Consider the following 19,857-nt stretch of genomic DNA (forward strand, 5'->3'; position numbering starts at 1 on the left):
GCCATTGGTAAGGGGGTGATAGGCCTGGGGAAGCGGGGAAAAGCCCTACGAAAGCGCAATCGTCGCAAGAAAGCGGAGAAGCTGGCCGCCATGAAAAAGGGAAAATCGACATGAGCCCCACTGTTTGATAAGAACGAAACGTAAGGAGGAAAAATCGTGTTTCGCCATGCCTTTTGGAACCGAACACCCATGATGAATGCAGACACCGGTGGTGGAGCGGGAGGAGGTACCGGAAGCGGTCAAAACCAACCGTCTCAAACCCAGCCCTATGCCGTATTTCAAAGCGAAGCTGACTTAAAGAGCCGGATGGACAGCGCTGGTGCTGCAAAGTTGGAAAGCTTGGCTCGTGAGCTCGGCTTTACCTCAGTGGACGAGATGAAAGCGGCCGCCAAAGCCCAGAAAGAAGCGGATGACAAAACCAAGTCGGACTTGGAAAAAGCTAACGAACGAGCGACCCGGTTGGAAAATGAGAAAAAAGCGGCTCTTGAGACCGCAAACCGCCGACTAATCGATGCGGAGATTAAGCTCGCGGCCCACTCAGCCGGCTTCATTGACCCCGCAGATGCCGTGGCGCTGGTGGAGAGAACCGGCATTAAGCTAGATGATGCGGGCAACATCACCGGAGTCAAAGAAGCGGTGGAGGCATTGGTGAAATCCAAACCGCACCTGGCGGGGAAAGCCGGAGGCGTCACGATCGGCGGAGGGAGTAACCCGGGGGCCGGACAGGGACCGACTCCGGAGGAAATCGGTCGTCAAATCGCCGAGGCTCGAAATCGGAGAAGCCAACCGACTGCAGCGGGCTTTAACCCATGGAGTCAACAAGGAACCGCCCCGGCGAATGCCGGAAACACGCTGCAGCAGCTGGTCGACCTGTTGAAAGGAGGGAGATAAACCATGACCAACATCGGCTTAAAAGAGACCCAGTTTACGACACCGAAGAACATCTGGTTTTCGACCCAAGGGCGGCGTTTTTCTACGCTGACGATTGACGCTTCGGCCGTTACGGCCAACGAGGAAGGCAAAAAGATTATTCTCGCCGGTACCGCCCTGGCGAAAAAGTCCAATGGTAAATTTGCGCCCTATGTCGCTGAACAGTGGGGAAGCACGCTGAACGGGCCTGTCTTTTATGTAGACCGAGACATCGATGTGACCAGTGGTGACCAGGTCGTCAACGGCGCCTATTCCGGTGTACTGAGGGCATCTCGTCTGGCCACTGCACCGGACGCCAATATCAAGGGCGCCATGCCCTCGATGGAATTTCGATAATCAAACATCCAAGGAGGTAACCACTCATGGCCGAACTGCTTCGTAAACTTTTAGAGAGTCCTCAGACGGTGCTCTCTTACGCCCGGGCTCGGGAAACTCGCAACTATCTTGGCCCGACGTTGTTTCCCAATAACACGGTGAACACCCTGCGTTGGTCCTATGTTAAAGGCGCCCGTAACCGTCCGGTAGCTGCAACGGTCCAGGCCTTTGGTGCCGAAGCAGGCATCGCAGCTCGTCGGGGCTTTTCCAAGGTGGAAGGGGAAATTCCGGCCATCAAACGGAAAATTCCCCTGTCCGGTGAGACGCTGATGCTCATCAAGTCTTTAAATCCCGGCGATGAGCAGAAGCTCATCAATGATATTTACAACGACCTGGATGCCATGATTGATGCTGTCAATGCCCGAATTGAGCTCATGCGGATGAAAGCGATTGAAACCGGGAAAGTCACTCTCGCTGAAAACGGTGTCATCGCTGAGGCGAACTTTCAGGTACCCGCCAATCACAAGCAGGCTCTTTCCGGAGATGATCTCTTCTCCGATACGGTGAACTCGAAACCCTTAGACGTTATCACGGATTGGACGAACACTCTTCAAGATGACACCGGAATCCGGCCGGAGCGGGCACTGACCTCGAATACAGTCATCCAACTGGTCTGTAAGAACCAACAAATCCGGAAGGCGATAAATGGCGACAACGGCGGGTCCATGGTGATCACGCTACCGCAGGTTAACCAACTGCTGGCCTCCATGAACCTGCCTGTGTTGGCCAGTTATGACCTTAAGGTGGATGTGGAAGATCAAGAATCCGGGGACATTACGACGGTTCGTATGTTCGACAATGATGAAAACAAGCTCATCCTGTTGCCTGGTCAAGCTTTGGGCGAAACGCTGTTTGGTCCCACCGAAGAAGCGCTGCTGACCTCCTGGGTGAAGCAGACGGAGCAGTCCGGCGTCTTTGCGGCTATCTACGAACTCGGGAAAGACCCAGTGGGGATTGAGACCAAAGCCAGCGCCACGGCATTCCCGACATTCCCTATGGCCGATGCAATTTTTATTGGCACGGTCCGGTAATCAACGGCTTATCGGCCCTATGGTTGGGTGGTGAAATCGAATGGACCTAAAACCGGCAGATTATTACTTTGCCTCCCGGTTACATACTGACGCCTGGGATAATGCGTCCTACATGGATAAGGAAAAAGCGCTGAGAATGGCATATCAGGACTTGGAACCGTATCGGCCAAGACTGGATAATCAGCGCTTTTTCTGCGCCGTCTGTGAGCAGGCTCTTTGGTATCTCCAAGGGGACCAGCGAGCGGAACTGCAGCAAGCGGGCGTCGGTAGCTTTAACCTGGGAAGCCTGTCAGAAACCTTTCAACTTGCGGGACGCCCAGCCGATATCGCCCCAAAGGCTTGGGCGCTCCTTCGTGGCCCGGTGGTGAAGGGTGGAAGTCTGAAATGATTCGGGCCTACTTAAACCAAAAAGCAATATGGCGTCAGGTGACCGGAAAGGACATCAACAACGACCCAAAAACCGAGGACAAAGAGATTGCCGTCCGCTGGGAAGGGCGCCGGCGCTTAGTTCGGGACAAACGTGGACAGGAAGTCGTCAGTGAAGCGCGGGTGTATTGCTTGGAGCCGGTGCAGCCCGGCGACTTTCTTATCTGGCAGGGAGTCGATTGGCCGGTAATTGCCGTATCGGAAGTCCCGGGCCTGGGTGGAAAGGTGTCTCACCGGGAGGTAGCGGTATAGATGGCCGATATCAAGCGCGTGGCCATGGAAGCACTTCACATTGCCGCCGAAGGGGTGCTGACCAAGGCCCAGGATAAGGCCAACTATAAGACTGGCACACTCCGGCGAAGCGGTACCGTTACGGATCATCCCCGGCGAAACACCGTAAGCATTTCCTTTAACACGCCATATGCGCCGTCTGTCCATGATGGCAGCAAGCCCCATGATATAGTGGCGGACAAAAAGACCCTAGCGGTACCCGTGAAAAACTGGAGAGGTCCTGTCAATGAATATGGGGCGAAGAAGCTCCCGAAGTTGAGCCGTGATGGACAGTTTGTTCTGCTCGGTAAACGGGTCCGACATCCTGGATACAAGGGAAATCCGTTTCTCAAAGATGCCATGGATGAAAGTCAGGACAAAGTGACGAACTTTTTGGCCAGCCGAATTGGAGACGCAATGATAGGGGGTAAGTAATGGCATCATTTGCGGAGAACATTGCCCGGTACATCGAGGCGGTTGGAGAAGGTGTTACTGCCGAGACGTTATTCGTCGATACTCAACCCGATGAACCGAATGATTGTGTTACCGTCTACGATGCGGGTGGAGATTCTCCGGAACCTCCGGAGGGGTGGCGGGAAATCGTCATCCAGGTCCGCTGCGCCAGGCATGCAGATGGATATGAGAAGGTTTGGCGGGTTCTTCATGCGGTACTATATCCAAACGCCGGAGTCATTGAGGCCGGGGATGAAAAATACACGGTACAGCTGCAGGAAATCCCCAGCATCTACAGCAAAGATACCCGGAACCGATATAACTTTGCCTTCCGGGCGATTGTCCAGCGTATCGATGATGTAACTGCCGATCCATGGTTGACGGGGATTGCCGATTGGACTGGCCATGTGCTTCCCGGTTGGTTAGTGTACCGGGGATGGCAGGGGAATCACCGACCGTCAGTGACATGGCGGCTATCCCAAAACATCCAGGTGATAAACAAAAACCGGGGAATGTTTGAGATTGCCAAACAATTCACCGGGCTTGTCATGGGAAACACCCCGAATGAACAAGCGGCCGCTGTTATGCAACTGGTGGAGTCGCTGGGCTCGGCGATTAAGATCCCGTTAGATATCGTAAACCGAAGATTTCTGACGGTCGGGGATATCACAGCAGAGACCAAGAGTGATTCGTTAACCGTTGGCCAGGTGTCGCTGACGCTTCGCCGGATGACGGCCCGGCCCCGTGATGAAGTACCCATGATGCAATTCGTTGGAATGCAAGGAGGGTGGAGATAGTGGAAGAAACGAAGATTTCCCAACCAACAGCGCCTGAACCCGAATATGGGCGAGAGGAACTAATCAATAACGCACCAGCTGTCTTCGGAGTACGTCCTGAGGTCGTTATCGGTGCACTTCATGGAAATATCAAATCCATGCTGACCGTCGCCGAAGTTAAGGCTGCGGTTACTGCATTCTTAGGGAAGAAGGTGAACTGATGGCCGCAGGAGGTTATTGGAGCCCCACGGAAAAGCCGACACTAACCGGTTTTTATATGCGATTTGTGGCGGCAGCGCAGGCTGCCATCAAGACAGGCGCCCGAGGAATTGTGGCGGTCCCGGTGAAAGCAGACTGGGGGCCCATCAATGAGTTCGTGAACATCACGAGCGAACCGGAATTACTCGCGTCCTACGGGATGGATACAGCGCCCGGTTCTACGGCGTACAAGACAATTCGAATGGTTCTTTTAGGTGGCGCTCCAAAGGTCAAAGCCATTCGACTTGCAGGTTCGGATGCCGCTAAGGCGTCGATTCAGCTTAAAGATACGACGGCCGGCACACCGGTCGATGTGATCCGGTTGGACACTCGTTTTGAGACGGAACGGCCCTTTCGGGTCACGGTCCGGCCGAGTCTATTGGGTGCGGAGAAACAAGATATTATGCTGTATGAAGACGCCAACTTGCTGGGCGTTTTTTCTGTTTCTACGGGTTCTATCCAAGAGATCGTTGACGCGATTAACCACGACACGCGAAACCTTTGGATCAATGCCGTTAAATTGACTGAGGGAAATGGCACCTTAGCGTCTATCACCAGCCAACCGTTAAGCGGCGGAAACAACGGGATTGCCAGTCTAACGAATGAGCAGTACATCACCGCGCAGACGGCTTTTGAGGCCCAATACTTTAACTTGTTTACGTTAGATGGCATCACGGATGGATCGCTACAAACTTCATTCGTGGCGTGGATTAAACGGATGCGAAAAGCCGGAAAAGGAATTCAAGCCTTCTTCGGTGGCACTCGGGATGATGACAAAAATCCGGAGACCGGGAATTCACGCAGTCGCGGGTTTAACCATGAGGGGATTACTAACGTCATTGTGTCGGGGTTACTCGACGGGGTTTGGTACGGATCGGCAGAAGTGGCCCCATATATTGCCGGGCTCGTCGCCAGCGGTCGGTTGCGGGACAGTATCTGCAACGCGGCGACTGTCTTTGATGACGTATCCCCTCGGTTAAACGATGACCAAGCTGTAGCCGCTAAAGAAGCCGGTTCACTGGTCCTTTTGCATGATGGAGAAAAGGTAGTGGTCGAAGATGACCGGAACACTCTTTCCACACTGCTAGATGGCCAAAATGAGCAGTGGCAGTACATCCAGCCCATCCGGATTATGGACGCGATCAACTATGACCTTTGGAAGTCAGCGAAAGACAGCTATCTCGGGAAAATCCCCAATGATGAAGACGGTCAAGCAGCGTATCTGTCGGCCTGTAAGAATTACATGGAGGTCTTGGCTGCAGACCGGGTCATCAAAAATGATTTTACTGTCTACCCAAATCCCCTGTACCACGGCCAGGCGGCGAAAATCCGACCAGGTGCGGATGAGTTTTATCCCTTTTGGGAAGCGAGCATCGTCCAGTCGATGAAACGAATCTATGGAACATTCCTCGTGAAATAACGTGAGGTCGGCACTCTGCCGGTCTCTATCTATTGGAGGTGAACCGCGTGGCGTTAGATGAAACCCGGGCTATATCGGGGACCTTTGGAGAGGTATGGCGAGAAGGGAACCAGATGACCCAGGCTAGTGAGATGCAGGCCAAAGTAAAGGTCCACAAAGCTGACATTAAGGTCTCCGGGGATCGGTGGATTGGCAAGAAGGTTGTTGCCCTCGAGGGAACGGGAAGTCTCAAAGGCTTTAAGGTGACTAGCGAAATGTTGCAGATGCACGACCCGGTGGCCAAAAACGAAAAGGGCTATGTAAAGACAGAACTCATCAGTAAGTTAGACGACCCGGAGGCTTATGGTTGTGAACGGATCCGGCTGAAAAACGTCATCTTCGATGAAATCCCCTTAGTGGGTTGGAAAGTGGGCGAAATCGTCGAAGAAGAGTGGCCGTTCACATTCAAGGGATACGAACTGTTAGATCCCATTGTAGAATCATAATTTCATCATCAAGGAGGAAGAACGGATGGTTGAGCAAACCCAACAACTAACCGAAGAGCAGATTTTAGACGGGCTCTTTGAAGCCACGAAAAACCTCCCCACGAAACCGGTTACCTTAGAACGGCTCGGCATGGATATCACCTTAAAAGGGCTCTTGGCTAAAAAGGTGGACTCCATCCGGGAAAAATGTACCGGACGAGTCAAAGAGGGCGGGGTCACCCGCGAGAAAATTGACCGGGAGCGCTTTAACGCGGCGCTGATCGTTGACGCTACAGTGGATCTTAAGGTGAAAGGCCTGCAGCTAAACGGTTGGGGAGACACTCGTCTAACCGCACGGATGCAACTCTCCAGCGGGGAAGAAGTGGTTCGCCGGTTACTCCTCGCGGGGGAACTCGACGCTTTAAGTGATGAAGTGATGGAGCTGTCCGGTTTTGGGGTAAATCTGACTGAAGTAAAAAACGAGTAAAGTCCGGGGGGCTTTTGGGGGCGATGTACTTTTTATGGGTACGTCACCACCTGCGTCCCGGGGTATTTTGGCGCCTTCCCAAAGGAGAGCAGACCTTGCTACGACTGTTTGCCGAGATAGAGGCTGAGCAGATTGCCGCGGTTCGAAAGGAGGCGAACGGCGGTGGCTAACGAAAGTAAGCGAGCCGTCATCCTAGACATTCAGGTGAAGGGCCTTCAAAGTGCGGAATCCGGAAAGAAAATTATCGATGAACTGATTCGAAAAGCGGAATCAGCCAAAAAAACAGAAATCAAACCCCGGATTCAGACGGATGAAGCGGAAAAGAAACTAAGTGCTCTTGATCGGGCAATGGAACGGTGGCAGCAAAAGTCGAGATACATCAATAAACTGAGGCTGGAGCCGACAGCTACGTTAAAAGACCTGGCATCCGGAACTATCCGCAAGCTGGAAGGCCACCTTGATCGTCTTTCCGGAAAGGCGTGGAAGATTACTGTTAACCTAGCCGATAAGGCTTCAAGCGCTATCGGGAGAATTTTCGATGTTGTCACCAGTCCGTTGGCCGCATTAGGGGCAGGAGTCGGAGTTGTCGGTGCCGGTGGCTACATGCTGAAACTTGCCGGAGAAGCAGAGCAGGCCGGAATTGCCTTTGAAACCATGTTGGGAAGCAAAGAGAAAGCGGATCGGTTTTTAAATGACCTAACGACCTTTGCCGTAAAAACCCCTTTTGAAATGGGGGACCTGCGTGACGCCTCAAAGAGAATGCTGGCGTTTGGATTCGCTTCTGATGAAATCATTCCAAAGTTGACAGCCATCGGGGACGCGGCTTCCGGATTGGGCCTGGGCAGGGAAGGTATCAACCGCATTACGTTGGCATTGGGCCAAATGAAGGCAAAAGCCAAGGTAAGCGGTGATGAAATGTTGCAGATGACCGAAGCAGGCATTCCGGCCTGGGATATCCTCGCCAAAGCGATGGGGGTATCGACAGCCCAGGTCATGAAGCTGTCTGAAAAGGGCCTTATTCCGGCAAAACAAGCCATCGATGCCCTAATTGAGGGGATGGAAGAGCGCTTTCCCCATATGATGGACAAGCAGTCTCGGACGATGATGGGATTGATGTCCACCATTAAAGACTTCTTGAACCTGAAAATCTTTGGTGCCTTTGGGGAAGGGATGCGCCAAGGCATTCTGCCGACGCTTACAAGTTTTACCGACGCGCTGACGAACAACGAAGAACGGGCGAAGCGACTCCAAGGCGGGCTTATCGAACTGGGGCGATCAGCAGGACAATGGCTCAGCGATAAGTTAGAGAATGCCGGCCGCTACATGGACCGTCTGTTTGAAAATGATGAGTTTAAGAACGCTTCCTTTGGCGGGAAAATTAAGTTCATCTTTGACGATGCCATGGCTGGGTTTAAAAAGTGGCTTCAAGAAGGTGGACAGGAGCAGTTAAACGGAGTGGCCGGCGTGATGGTGGATATCCTTTCCACCGGAATACAAGCCGGGGCACCTCGTATTGCTGATGCGGCCTTAACCATCGGTGTAGCCGTAGGGAAAGCCATGGTGATGGGATATGAAAAAGCATTAGCTGACAGCCCATTAAGCGCGATTATCGCGGGAGCAGCTGGAGGTGCAGCCTTAGGAAGCGTTGTCCCGGGTGTGGGTACGGTTGCCGGGGCTGGGGTTGGTGCGGCATCCGGACTGGTTACATGGGGAATCAAGCAAGGCGTCGACACAATTTCGTCCCCGTATTCGGCTAGCAGTTCGAGTCCTTCCGGCGATTCCGGATACGAAGCGTTCCGGAAATTGAAGGGATATGCCACCGGGGGGATTCTTGATCGGCCCCATATCGGCATGGTCGCTGAAGACGGCCCCGAAGCAATTATTCCGTTAAACCCTCGCCGGCGTGACCGGGCGTTGGGGCTATGGCAAAAAGCCGGGGAAGCATTAGGCATCCCGATGCATGCCAATGGAGGGCTTTTCGGGCGAATCGGCCTTGCATCAGCAGCTTCTTCTGCAGTGATAGCCGATTCTACAGCAGCCGATGATTCGCTATGGTCTACCATCGGATCGGCCGTTAAGGAAGCGTATACCGGACTGAAAGAACTCACCCGATTTGAGAGTTTAATGAATCAGCTCAATGATTCGAAACTTGCTCTTAAGGAAATGGGGTATGCCATTCGAACAGGGGAGTCGATACTTGGGTACGCATCTCGTCGAATTGCTATTGGTGCACCTGGTGCCATTGCTGGAGCAGCATTGGATGTTCTCACTGGTGATGAAAAAACGAAGGCTTTATTTGGTGGAACAGGGAGTGTCGTGGGCGGACTCGGGGGTACGGAATTTGGTGCAATGGTAGGAACGGCCATTTCCCCTGGGATGGGGACCATATTGGGAAGCATTCTGGGCGGCGCCGGTGGGGCTATCATGGGGCGATTCAATGGAGAATGGGCATCTGGGCTAATGGAAGAGGACTTGAGACAACGCATTGATACGGTTGTCAACGCAATTGCTGAACCCTTACAAAACCGGTTAGCGAGCTTAGGGACGGACATTGTTCAGCTTGCTAGTTTTGGGATTATGGCACCAGCGGCCCAAGCGCCGAATCTCAGTATTCCGGTCACTGCTCCTGTTCAAATTCAACAGTCCGGTCCTGAACTGGACTATGAAGCCATTGCTAACCAAGTGGGATGGCAGGTGGCCGAACGAATTCGCCAAGTCTACGAGAACTCAACAACGGGGTGACGACTTTGGACATCGTATTGATTGACCCAAAAGGTCCACAGTTACATATCCCGGTAAATCCATCAGAGATTACAATCCAGAGGGAAAAAGATATCGAGACCATTACTATTTTAAATCGAGGCGAGGTCGACTTTCCGAGCGGGGAGAAGGTGAAGCAAATCACATTCTCTTCCTTTTTTCCGAAGGAGTATGATGGCCAATATTGCCGGTACCCCGAGATCCCTGACCCCCAGGAAGCGATGAACCAGCTCACGGCATGGAATGCATCGAAGACCCCGGTTCGGTTGATTATTACGGATACGATTATCAATGCCATGGTCTTGGTAACTGCCCACACGAGCAAGTTCAAAGGGGGCGAGCCCGGGGATGTGTATTTTGACCTAACCTGTAGGGTTTGGCGGGAAGTGAAGGTTCGGACGGCTGCGGAGTCTGTTATCCAATCAGAGCAGTTGGACGCCCAAAATATAGCGGCTATCGAACGTCCGGATACTCGCCCCGTACCTTCTACAGTGGTGATTAAACCGGGAGATACGCTCTGGACGATTGCGAAACTCCAGTTAGGTGATGGGGGTCGGTGGCGGGACATCTACCAGCTAAATAAAGACGCCATAGGACCGGATCCGGGTATTATCCAGTCTGGAGTGGAATTGGTGATGCCGGCATGATTACACCCGGACTTGGACGATATGAAGTGGTATTAGATAATCAGTGGTTTCTACGCGAACTTACCCAGTCCATCACCATGGAAGAATCACTGGACGAAATCGCGTACCGAGCCGTTATAAAGATAGTTGCAACATCGGATTTCCCGGGTATCAGAAATGGCCAGCCAATACGAGTTTCCGGCATTCCCTTTGACGGAAAGGAAATGGCGTACCTATTGCATCCGGCCGTAGTATGGGATATTCAATCGCTGAATCGAGGCGTCAAACATATCACTGTGACCGCTTATGATCTGACGATATACCTTGCCAAGAGCGATGATGAGCGTCTCTTTCCGGCGGGGCAGACGGCGTCTCAGCGGCTCTCTGTTTATGCAGAAGAATGGGGGATTCCCCTTGGTCAAGTGGCCGATACAGGAATCCCTTTGGCTCGCGCTTTGTACCGGCCCCAATCGATATGGTCGATGATTCAAAAAGACTTGCAGGAGACGGTTGCCAAAGGCGGAGAGTTATTTCGACCGCGGATGACTCCGGACGGACTAAGTCTGATTCCTATCGGTGCTAACGATGTCATCTGGGTTCTTGAGGCAGAACAAAACATCGAAGAACTTGGGCAGCATCGCACATTAGAAGGAGCTGTTACAAGGGTCAAAGTCTTAGGGACCAAGCGCGGCTCTCCGGAAGTGCAGATAAACACCAGCGGAATGTCGCTTCAAGACATTGCAAAACTATCGACCGGGGAAGGTAAACAACAAGAGATGCCATCACCAGTTTTGGCGGTTGTGGATGGGGATACGGCGACTTACGGAACCATTCAGAAAGTGCTCCAAGACAGCAAAATCAAGTCGATTGCCGATGCCCAAACTGCCGGAGAGCAAGTCATAACGAAAACCGGTTTTATTGAGATGTTTACGGTTCGGGGTATCGATATAAATACAATCCGGGCAGGGGACCGGGTGATGCTTAACAGCATGGAGCTGATTGTCTGCAGCTTACAGCGGGAATGCGGAACACTGGGTCATTTAACGTTGGAGTTGGCCAGCCGGGACGAGATAAGGAGGCGGTACTTTGCAAGACCCATTTAAGAAAATCGTGTCTATGATAGATCACCGAATGAGGGATCATGCGACAAACGCCATATCCGGTGTACCCTGCGTCCTAGGTACAATGACCGAAACTGGCGTTATACTGGACGATTTTGCTCACGAAATTCAGGATCCGATTGTGTTAGGGCCGGTCGTAGACATGGACATCGAACTGCAGATGGAAGTGCCGGCTCATGAGAGGGTCGGAAAACTCGTCTTGCCTAGTATTCCTACAAAGGCCCATAGTCCAACGGAAGAAGGGGAATATCCGGTGACCTTTCAGTTCGATCCTTGGACATATGATGCGGAAGTCAATGGTAAGATAAAAATCACCAAGGCCAGAGTTAAATATAAAACACAGTTTCAAACCGGAGACCGCGTCCTCTGTTGCATGGTGAATAGTGGCCAAGATGTTGTGATCGTGTCGAGAGTGGTTCCCTATGGCGAATAACCTTTTTCCTGTCGGTTTGCCAATCACTGACACTCAAACCAATGAAACAAGCGCCAGTCGCCCGAAGTTTGGGCGATCCTGGCGCTTTGATTTTGATACTGGAGATTTCGTTTCTTCATCGACAGGCGCTTTGGAGCAGACGGATGGACTGAATGCCTATATCGAATGGGCGAAGAAGGTGCTACGTACGCCTCGGTACCGTCACTTGATTTATCCACGATGGCACGGTCAGGAATATGACAACCTCGCTCGGCGGGACTTGACGCCAGAAGTTGTCGAATCGGAAGTACAGCGGATTACAACAGAGACATTAATGGTGGATCCTCGAACTTCTTCCGTTGACGGTTTTACGTTCGAGTGGCGCGGTAGTGATTTGTATTTCCGGTGCAATGTAATCACTGCTTTAGGAAAAGAAGTGACGCTCGATGGTGCGGCCACGGGGGTGAAATAGGGGATGCAACTACAGTTACCCGACTTTTTAAAGGAAGAATCTGAAGAGGCAATCATGCGGAGGATGTTGGCCCGAATACCTGCAGACATCGATAAGTCGCCGGGAAGCTTTATTTGGGACGCTCTCGCACCAATGGCGGCCGAGTTGGCCCAAGTAAAGATTGAAATGGGCCGAATGCTCAATCGAGCCTTTATCCAATCGGATGACTGCTACGGTCCTTATGTAAAGATGATTGCTGCAACACGTGGACTGATCCCAAAGTCTTGCACCAATGCTACGGGAATTTTACATGTCAGTGGGGTTCCAGGAACGTTGATTCCAGAAGGAACGATTGCGGCCACTACAGCTGACTTACAGCGAAAAATACCGTCGATTTTGTTTCGAACAAAGGAAGATGGGTATATCGGTGAGGATGGAACGATCGATATTGCCATTGAGGCTCTTGAAGCCGGAGTTACTGGAAACGTGGCTGCCGAGAAGATTGTGCTTTTATTGTCTCCCATCTCTGGAGTATCTGCGGTCACGAACATTTCTCCCACATCCGGAGGAACCCCAGACGAGAATGATACTGAACTCAAAGCGCGGTTCTTTGAGTTGGTTCAAAAGCCTATTACCAGCGGGAACGTGTATCATTATCTTCATTGGGCAAAGGAAGTACCAGGGGTGGGGGGCGCCAAAGTATTTCCACTGTGGAATGGACCTGGGACGGTCAAAGTGGCTGTTATAGACGCTAACAAGGAACCTGCTTCCACAGAATTGGTCGAACGAGTGTATTACCATATTGAACAACTTCGTCCGATTGGTGCTTCTGTTACGGTTTCGTCGGCGAAAGCGATGTCAATTAATATTACTGGTACATTGGTGCTAGAAAATACAACAACTCTTGAAGTTATTAAGACTGCTTTCACGGAAGCTTGTGTTTGCTTCTTTCGTACCATCGCTTTTCAAACGAACTCAGTAAGCATCGCCAAAGTTGGAAGTTTACTGTTAAGTATTCCGGGAGTAATAGACTATAGTGACATGAAAATGAACGACTCTTTAGGGAACGTTGCTTTAGGGGAAGATGGCGTTCCGGTTCTAGGTTTGGTTTCCTTTGTGACATAGGAGGATACCAATGGGTAATGAAACAGACTTAATGAGGTATTTGCCTCATCATTATAGTGAAAGTCGCGTAATGAGAGGTCTTCAGGGGGCTGTATCGTGCGACTTAGAAGGTGCGAAAAGCAGGACCAAGGACATTTTCGCTCAGTATTTTCTTGAGACTGCAACATGGGGATTGAAGTATTGGGAGCAATTCGCTGGCTTACCAATTCGAGAAGACTTACCTAGCGATCAGAGACGGTCCAGGATTATCGCAAAGCTTACTTTTCAACCAACCATGACCAAAAAAGTCATGGAATCTATAGTTGATGCTTTTTTAATCTCGGGAAAATCTCATATAGAAGAATTTCCTGAACGGTACGCAATTAAGATTTTTTTACCATCCGACGAAGGCTTTTTTCGGGACTTGATTCATGCGGTTGATGAAGCCAAACCAGCGCATATCGATGTCGGTTGGTCCTTCGAAATGGAAAGCAAAGTCGAGATTATTAACCACCTGGGATATCATTTAATAATAACAGTTACGAATAATCCATGGAGCATTGCCCCCGGTGATGTAAGCCTGTTTCTCGATGGAGCAGCAGCATTAAACGGGGATTTCTTTTTGTCCGGTAGAAACATCGGCGGCGGCCCGTCTGGGGATGGACCAGGGCAGCGAATGGCCCTAACGATGAATCTTGCTGTAAATCATTTCTTCGGTGTGTTTTCTGAATACCTTAATCCGGTTCTCGATGGTCGGTTCAACCTCGATGGCACAGCCGATTTGAACTCTGTTCCAGATGTGATCCCGTTGGCCGCAAGGCAGATGGTGGACCCTCCGAAGTTGGTTTTCCCGGTAAGCACGTCGGCTGAACCTTTACGCTCAGAAGCCATAAAGGTAACCACACAAACGAACTTTAGCCAACGAACCGTGAACCTAAACGGAAATGTGGCATTGGATGGAAGCGTAAACCTGGACCGAGTTTTTGCAAGCCAACCCGGTACGCTCCGGGTATATAAACAAAGAATTTTAACCGAGGAGGTCGCTGTCTAAATGGCCGATTCTCAATACTCAGCGGAACTCAGGGTCTATAAAAAAGGTGAACTAACGGAGGTGGAAGCTGATGGCCAACAGTGTGACAACGAATGCAGCCAGGGCTAAGTTTGCCCAGGCCCATGGAGGAAGTGCAGCACTCCCTGCCATAACTCAAATCGGGTGGGGGAATGGTGGACATAACCCGGCAACTAGCGAACCCATTGCTCCCGATCCGGCAGCCACTCAGGTACCCGGTGAGTTTCTTGTTAAAAATATCGACGGTCATAGCTTCCCGGTTGCGACAACGCTCCGCATTACCGGGAGCCTAGGACTGACCGAAGGCAACGGGCAAAACGTCTCCGCTGTTGGCCTTTACGACAGTGCGGGAACGCTGGTGGCACTGAAGACCTTTCGACCCAAGGCCAAAGACGACGAAACAGTCATGGAAATCGATTGGGATGAAGAGTTTTAAGGAGGTGTGAGCATTGGCGAATCAAACGATCGATGATCCCAAGACCTACAGTGCCGTTTTACGGCAATTGGAAACTACAGACCCGGCCCATGCCGACACCTTCAACCCGTTATTTAAGCGGTTGATTAACAACGATGAGTTTATTAAGGCGTTGGCCGACCAGGTTGCCCAGAACCTAGCCAGTCACATCGCGGACAAAGATAACCCTCACGGAACGACAGCCTCAGAAGTAGGAGCGCCGCCGACTTCCAGACAAATTGCCACGTCCGGGGCACTCACTGGCGGCGGTGACTTGAAACAGGACCGAACGATCACCCACCAAAACACGCCGGGATTTAAGCACGTACCGGCAGGCGGGGCAGTCGGTCAAGCCCTTGTATGGGCGGGAGATGGTGAAGCCCAATGGGGCACAGGCGTGGACGCGAATAACGGGCGTTATCAATCTGATTTTGGTTTCGGTACTCCAGATTTAAAAAACTGCATTCAAAATGGAGAAGCCGTAAGTTTAGGCGCGTTAAGCAGCATTACTTTACCTGATCTAGCATCAAGTCTAAACCCATCGTCGGCTTATAAGTACGGCTTAAATGTTAAGCCGACTGTAGACTGTAGCGCAATAACGGTACAACTAGGGGCGAATAATACTGGTCTAAAATCGTTATACGTAATAAACGACTCGACGGGTGCAGTATTAAGCACTACAGATATATCATCAGTGTCAAATGGCGGATCTGTTACCGTGTCGGTGTCATTACAGGCGAATGTAGTTTACAGGATCGTAGTAGACGGCAATGGAGCCGGATACACCTGTGGATATCTGACGAATACGACCATGCCTAGTGCCTCGGACATAGTGGTAGTCGCTGGCTATAGCGGAAATGGCACCAATAACACCACTATATATGCCATAAAAAGTATCACAATTATAAAGTCCGTCACATCGGGCACTGTCACAAAAACAGTAACGCCCTCCGATATCAAAAAATGGGGCAATCTCAAATGGACGCAGACAAAGCCGACGAATACGAATGTTGTTTGTGACGTACTCGACCCTGTCTCATTGGTAAATTGCATACCAATCATGACCGGACCAACTACGCCTAGTGGAGTAGCTAGTGCGAGTTCAAACAGTTCCGTTGCTTTTTATGTATTTGACGGCAATTGGACAACAGGAGTTGCTAACGGATTTACTTTCCCCTCCGGCGTATTAACTGGGTGGATACAGTATCAATTCCAGACCGCTAAAAGAATTACAACTTACACTATCGCCTCAAACTCAGCGGGCAGTACGTCGGCTCCGAAAAACTGGACGCTTAAAGGCAGTAACGACGGCACAAACTTTACGGTTATCGACACGGTAACGAATAGTACGGGATGGGCAGATTACGAGAAACGAACCTTTGTCGTAGATACTCCGGGTAACTATACGTACTACCGCGTAGATATTACTGCAAATAATGGAGATGCGACTTATACAAGAGTTGGCGAGATTGAAATGTACCAAGACATGACAGTACTTAAATCCAATATAACGTCAATCGCTGACTTGTCAGATTTAAGCATTACTACATACCCATCGCTTACATTACGCTGGACACTCACCCGAAACAGCACCAGTGACACGTCGCCAACAGTAAGTAATCCAAGTATCACATGGGAGGGGGACTTAAATTTGATACAGCCAAATGTACCAATGACTGCTAGAGTACAGCAAACAACGGCGATTCAAAACACTTATTACACGATTCTAGACGTGCAAAACGGTAAAGGTATGCTAAACAGGGTATCAGTATATTTAAGCAGTAGCATTGCAGGAAGATACGCACAACTTAAAATAACGGTAGACGGAAAGGCGCCGTTATATATATCAACCCCAACAGGCAACGGATCTATCACTTATTCTGATTCGCAAACTAGGATGGAATATATAGGGCCGATTTATTTCAAGTCATCATTGAAAGTCGAAGTTACTTGTACTTCTACGGGTACGCCGACTATTGAAGCTACAGCTGACTACGCTTTAGTCGCATAAGGAGGGCTCACTATGCAAACAAAGACATTAGAAAACGGTCAAGTCCTCCAGTGCGTAGTTATTGGTGGAGCGGAAATCTGGACGCCTGTACCACCGGATGAGTCACAAATCCCTCAGATGGCCGAGCAACCCACCGAAAACACACGCATCGCCGACCTCGAATTGGCCCTGGCCGACCAAACTGCAAAAAATGAAACGATCCAGGCTCGTTTAACCGACCTGGAGCTTTCGTTTGCCGATTTAGTGACGAAAGGAGGTGTGTAAGATGGCCTATCCGACTTACACAGTACGGGTGATTGCCCGGGCGATTATTACCAAGACGGAAGCAGTGGAGGGAACTCCTGACGAGTTTGTCTTAACTTACCCGGAAGCAGAGCGTCAGCGGATCTTAGATGAAGTCTATAAACAACGTCCTGATCTGAAGCCAGTCTCAACTGAACCGAGTGAAACAGCAAATACTCCGCCCATTTAAAAGCCGCCTAGTTTTAAGGCGGCTTTACTATTACAAAGTGAGGTGAAAACGTGGACCGCGAGAGTAACATCTTATTAAGCGTACTGGATGCGCTTCACAAATCGTTCGTTACCGTAAACCCTTTTTTAGCCGCGATTGTTTCAACGTTCTGCTGGCTCGTTGCCCCAGAGGAATCGCTTTTGTTACTGTCTCTCAGCCTTTTGACAATCGTCGTCGCCGACTTTGGTACAAAGATATGGGCGCTGGCCAACACAAACGGAGGGCTGCGCTCAGCTGTTCAACAGAACGTCATCACGTCGATCGGAATGAGAAAAGGTGTAAATAAGCTTATCGCTTATCTTCTGGTTCTGGTCCTGAGCTCTCTGTTCGTTCGGGCTAACTACCAGGTCGGGATTGAATGGATAAAAAGCAGTGTCCAGCTGTCGTTTATCGTGGCCGTGGTATTCCTTTGGCTTATCGAAATTAAAAGTGTCGTTGAGAACCTGATTGATGGCGGGGTCACCAGTATGACTCCGCTATTGCATTTAATTCAGCGGAAGAAAGCTGAGATCGGTGAGAAGATTCTCGGGAGTAAAGAAACGGGGGAAAAGAAAGATGCCTAAAGTCGGACAAGATTATGGCCACGGTGGAAAAGACTCGGGAGCACTCGGTCCAAACAAAACGAAAGAGTCTGATGTTGTTTTAGCCATTGGTCAGAAGGCGGCTGAGTATCTACGAAGCGTCGATATTGAAGTGGTTGAAACCAGGACAGATGACAGCACGGTCAGCTTGGATGACCGGTGCAAGATTGCTAACGCTGCCGGATGCGATCTTTTTGTTAGCTATCATGGTAATAGCGACATCACTGGCCGTGCCTTTGGCTCTGAAACTTATTGCCTCCAAAAAGGCGGGAGGGGAGAGCAATTGGCTGCCGCCATCCAAAAGCGACTCACGGAGGCATTGGGTACCGCTGACAGAGGCGTTAAGGAAGCCAATTTCTATGTGTTACGTTACACACAGATGCCGGCCGCCCTTGTGGAGATCGCTTTCATCTCCAATCCGGATGAAGAGGCCATTCTAACGAACGAAGAAAAACAGAACATAGCTGCATTGGCCATCGCTCGAGGGATTGCAGAACAGTTCGGGAAAGAGATACCTGATCCTGTTCCTCCAGCGCCGGAACCTGAGCCTGAACCGGCAAAACCCGAGCCCACAGCCTTCGAAAAGGAACAGGCAGCCGCCATCGAGTGGTGCAAGAAAAATGGCTACATCAAGAACTTCGACAACAAAGAGCCCATCACTCGGGAGTACCTGGCGGTTATCCTCCACCGAATTCACGGACCGAAAGGATGATTGGCATGAACACAGCCATGGTAAAAAATCCGCTGTTCATTAGCGCCCTGGCAGCTTTCGTCTATTCACTGCTGGCTAAGTCCGGCGTGATTGTGAATGAAAACATGTACCACCTGGCAGTGGATACACTGTGTGCGTTTATCCTCGGCTATGGGGTATACTCTTCCGTAGTGGTCCAGGGGGACACTTGGTTAGACAAGATTAAAAATAATCCCAAACTGCTGCTCGCTCTTGGCGCTCTCTTGTATTGGGGAGCGTCTTTGTTTGGGGTGCAGTTGGATCCGACGTTGTATCGGGATTTCTTGAACTTAATGTCTATCGCTTTGTTGGGTACTGGTGTGATGACCAATTGGGATCAATGGCAAGTAGGTAAGCCTGAGTTTAGTCCGGAGCAGTTTATACCGATCGTTGATAAGCCGGTTGTAAAAGCGGAAGAGAAGGAACCGGCTACATTTGCACAGGCTGGGGCGCCTTCGGATACGCCGCCGATTTAATACCGTGTTAAATTGAGAAGCCCCGATCTCCTATTCTGGAAGTCGGGGCTTTTTGTATTTGACCTTAGACGTAACGATCCAACTAGACATTAGTGCTGAAAATTCAAGTGGACCTCTGGTAGGACCTTAGCTAGTCAGGATTAAATGAATGCTACTATCCAGCCGAATGGTGTCGCGTAGTCACAAGGGATGAAGGAGAGACGGTCATGGCGAAAGAAACCTGTAAAGGAAGTGTCGATGAGAAATCCGCGTATGTAAACAAAACCTGATACTGGACGAGACAGAGAGTCCGGTCGACAGAATAATTTCTTTTATTGAGAGGATATCAAAGAATTACATAGAATGGTTATATCGCCTGGAAAAAAGCTCAGATTATACTTTTTGGATGAAGTAATATTTTTGAAGGAGGTGTAACAATGTCTGACTTAATGAAAGTGGAACTTACTTTTTATAGCAAAGATCCAAATACGCCAAACAGCATCGTGCAAATAGTTGAAATTGAGAAAGACACTTTTGGGTCGCTAATGAGAAGAATTGATACACAGATGAGAAGTAAACGTCCTATTACAATCGAAGATGGTAACGGCAATATCGTTACCATAGTAGATTCAGGTGTCTATTCTAGCGTCTCAACTAGAAAACTTGTATAGCCAACGAAAAA

Annotated in this window: 26 protein-coding genes; all 26 read left to right on the forward strand. The window is 50.4% G+C overall.

Translation table 11 applies throughout. The features are described from left to right. The first annotated feature begins 156 nt into the window (after positions 1–156). On the forward strand, positions 157–891 hold the full coding sequence (locus tag GJ688_RS01990) for a phage scaffolding protein (protein WP_155474827.1): 735 nt from the start codon (positions 157–159) through the stop codon (positions 889–891). Positions 892–894: 3 nt separating this feature from the next. After that, entirely contained in the window at positions 895–1,266 is a 372-nt protein-coding gene (locus GJ688_RS01995) for a hypothetical protein (RefSeq protein WP_155474828.1), read from the forward strand. A 26-nt stretch (positions 1,267–1,292) separates the two neighbouring features. Then, the gene (locus GJ688_RS02000) at positions 1,293–2,336 is read left to right on the forward strand and encodes a major capsid protein (RefSeq protein ID WP_155474829.1); all 1,044 of its coding nucleotides are present in this window, start codon (positions 1,293–1,295) and stop codon (positions 2,334–2,336) included. A 40-nt stretch (positions 2,337–2,376) separates the two neighbouring features. Continuing rightward, positions 2,377–2,724 carry a hypothetical protein gene (locus GJ688_RS02005; RefSeq protein ID WP_155474830.1) on the forward strand — a complete coding sequence of 116 codons (348 nt, stop codon included), beginning with the start codon at positions 2,377–2,379 and terminating at the stop codon, positions 2,722–2,724. Further along, on the forward strand, positions 2,721–3,014 hold the full coding sequence (locus tag GJ688_RS02010; protein WP_155474831.1) for a hypothetical protein: 294 nt from the start codon (positions 2,721–2,723) through the stop codon (positions 3,012–3,014). Before GJ688_RS02005 ends, GJ688_RS02010 begins: the two co-directional genes overlap by 4 nt. After that, complete coding sequence (locus tag GJ688_RS02015; protein WP_155474832.1) at positions 3,015–3,467, forward strand: HK97 gp10 family phage protein; 453 nt, start codon at positions 3,015–3,017, stop codon at positions 3,465–3,467. Then, positions 3,467–4,282 carry a minor capsid protein gene (locus GJ688_RS02020; RefSeq protein ID WP_155474833.1) on the forward strand — a complete coding sequence of 272 codons (816 nt, stop codon included), beginning with the start codon at positions 3,467–3,469 and terminating at the stop codon, positions 4,280–4,282. Before GJ688_RS02015 ends, GJ688_RS02020 begins: the two co-directional genes overlap by 1 nt. Then, complete coding sequence (locus tag GJ688_RS02025; RefSeq protein ID WP_155474834.1) at positions 4,282–4,482, forward strand: hypothetical protein; 201 nt, start codon at positions 4,282–4,284, stop codon at positions 4,480–4,482. The genes GJ688_RS02020 and GJ688_RS02025 overlap by 1 nt, the downstream gene beginning before the upstream one ends. Further along, positions 4,482–5,939 carry a phage tail sheath family protein gene (locus tag GJ688_RS02030; RefSeq protein WP_155474835.1) on the forward strand — a complete coding sequence of 486 codons (1,458 nt, stop codon included), beginning with the start codon at positions 4,482–4,484 and terminating at the stop codon, positions 5,937–5,939. The genes GJ688_RS02025 and GJ688_RS02030 overlap by 1 nt, the downstream gene beginning before the upstream one ends. A 47-nt stretch (positions 5,940–5,986) precedes the next feature. Beyond that, complete coding sequence (locus GJ688_RS02035) at positions 5,987–6,424, forward strand: phage tail tube protein (protein ID WP_170291566.1); 438 nt, start codon at positions 5,987–5,989, stop codon at positions 6,422–6,424. 25 nt (positions 6,425–6,449) lie between these two features. Next, positions 6,450–6,890, forward strand: coding sequence for a phage tail assembly chaperone (locus GJ688_RS02040; RefSeq protein ID WP_155474837.1), 441 nt, complete (start codon positions 6,450–6,452; stop codon positions 6,888–6,890). A gap of 162 nt (positions 6,891–7,052) precedes the next feature. After that, positions 7,053–9,632 carry a tape measure protein gene (locus tag GJ688_RS02045; protein WP_155474838.1) on the forward strand — a complete coding sequence of 860 codons (2,580 nt, stop codon included), beginning with the start codon at positions 7,053–7,055 and terminating at the stop codon, positions 9,630–9,632. Then, on the forward strand, positions 9,629–10,297 hold the full coding sequence (locus GJ688_RS02050; RefSeq protein WP_328597289.1) for a LysM peptidoglycan-binding domain-containing protein: 669 nt from the start codon (positions 9,629–9,631) through the stop codon (positions 10,295–10,297). Before GJ688_RS02045 ends, GJ688_RS02050 begins: the two co-directional genes overlap by 4 nt. Next, a complete protein-coding gene (locus GJ688_RS02055; protein WP_155474840.1) occupies positions 10,294–11,379 on the forward strand; it encodes an XkdQ/YqbQ family protein in 1,086 nt (361 codons plus the stop codon). The genes GJ688_RS02050 and GJ688_RS02055 overlap by 4 nt, the downstream gene beginning before the upstream one ends. Beyond that, positions 11,363–11,830 carry a hypothetical protein gene (locus tag GJ688_RS02060; protein WP_155474841.1) on the forward strand — a complete coding sequence of 156 codons (468 nt, stop codon included), beginning with the start codon at positions 11,363–11,365 and terminating at the stop codon, positions 11,828–11,830. The genes GJ688_RS02055 and GJ688_RS02060 overlap by 17 nt, the downstream gene beginning before the upstream one ends. Continuing rightward, entirely contained in the window at positions 11,820–12,281 is a 462-nt protein-coding gene (locus GJ688_RS02065) for a DUF2634 domain-containing protein (protein ID WP_155474842.1), read from the forward strand. Before GJ688_RS02060 ends, GJ688_RS02065 begins: the two co-directional genes overlap by 11 nt. A gap of 3 nt (positions 12,282–12,284) precedes the next feature. Next, positions 12,285–13,385: a baseplate J/gp47 family protein gene (locus tag GJ688_RS02070; protein ID WP_155474843.1), complete on the forward strand. Its 1,101-nt coding sequence runs from the start codon at positions 12,285–12,287 to the stop codon at positions 13,383–13,385. A gap of 10 nt (positions 13,386–13,395) precedes the next feature. Next, positions 13,396–14,415, forward strand: a complete 1,020-nt coding sequence (locus GJ688_RS02075; RefSeq protein WP_155474844.1) for a putative phage tail protein — start codon at positions 13,396–13,398, stop codon at positions 14,413–14,415. Between the two features lie 70 nt (positions 14,416–14,485). Then, the gene (locus GJ688_RS02080) at positions 14,486–14,869 is read left to right on the forward strand and encodes a phage tail protein (protein ID WP_155474845.1); all 384 of its coding nucleotides are present in this window, start codon (positions 14,486–14,488) and stop codon (positions 14,867–14,869) included. A gap of 13 nt (positions 14,870–14,882) precedes the next feature. Then, positions 14,883–16,898, forward strand: a complete 2,016-nt coding sequence (locus GJ688_RS02085) for a discoidin domain-containing protein (RefSeq protein ID WP_155474846.1) — start codon at positions 14,883–14,885, stop codon at positions 16,896–16,898. Between the two features lie 12 nt (positions 16,899–16,910). Beyond that, complete coding sequence (locus GJ688_RS02090) at positions 16,911–17,162, forward strand: hypothetical protein (RefSeq protein WP_155474847.1); 252 nt, start codon at positions 16,911–16,913, stop codon at positions 17,160–17,162. A gap of 1 nt (position 17,163) precedes the next feature. Further along, positions 17,164–17,370: a hypothetical protein gene (locus tag GJ688_RS02095; RefSeq protein WP_155474848.1), complete on the forward strand. Its 207-nt coding sequence runs from the start codon at positions 17,164–17,166 to the stop codon at positions 17,368–17,370. A gap of 50 nt (positions 17,371–17,420) precedes the next feature. After that, the gene (locus GJ688_RS02100; RefSeq protein WP_155474849.1) at positions 17,421–17,972 is read left to right on the forward strand and encodes a hypothetical protein; all 552 of its coding nucleotides are present in this window, start codon (positions 17,421–17,423) and stop codon (positions 17,970–17,972) included. Beyond that, the gene (locus GJ688_RS02105) at positions 17,965–18,702 is read left to right on the forward strand and encodes an N-acetylmuramoyl-L-alanine amidase family protein (protein WP_155474850.1); all 738 of its coding nucleotides are present in this window, start codon (positions 17,965–17,967) and stop codon (positions 18,700–18,702) included. Before GJ688_RS02100 ends, GJ688_RS02105 begins: the two co-directional genes overlap by 8 nt. Before the next feature lie 5 nt (positions 18,703–18,707). Then, positions 18,708–19,196, forward strand: coding sequence for a hypothetical protein (locus GJ688_RS02110; protein WP_155474851.1), 489 nt, complete (start codon positions 18,708–18,710; stop codon positions 19,194–19,196). 416 nt (positions 19,197–19,612) lie between these two features. Continuing rightward, positions 19,613–19,846: a hypothetical protein gene (locus tag GJ688_RS02115; protein ID WP_155474852.1), complete on the forward strand. Its 234-nt coding sequence runs from the start codon at positions 19,613–19,615 to the stop codon at positions 19,844–19,846. Positions 19,847–19,857: the final 11 nt, after the last annotated feature.

The sequence above is a fragment of the Heliobacterium mobile genome (assembly GCF_009720735.1).
GTDB classification, from domain to species: Bacteria; Bacillota; Desulfitobacteriia; order Heliobacteriales; family Heliobacteriaceae; genus Heliobacterium; species Heliobacterium mobile.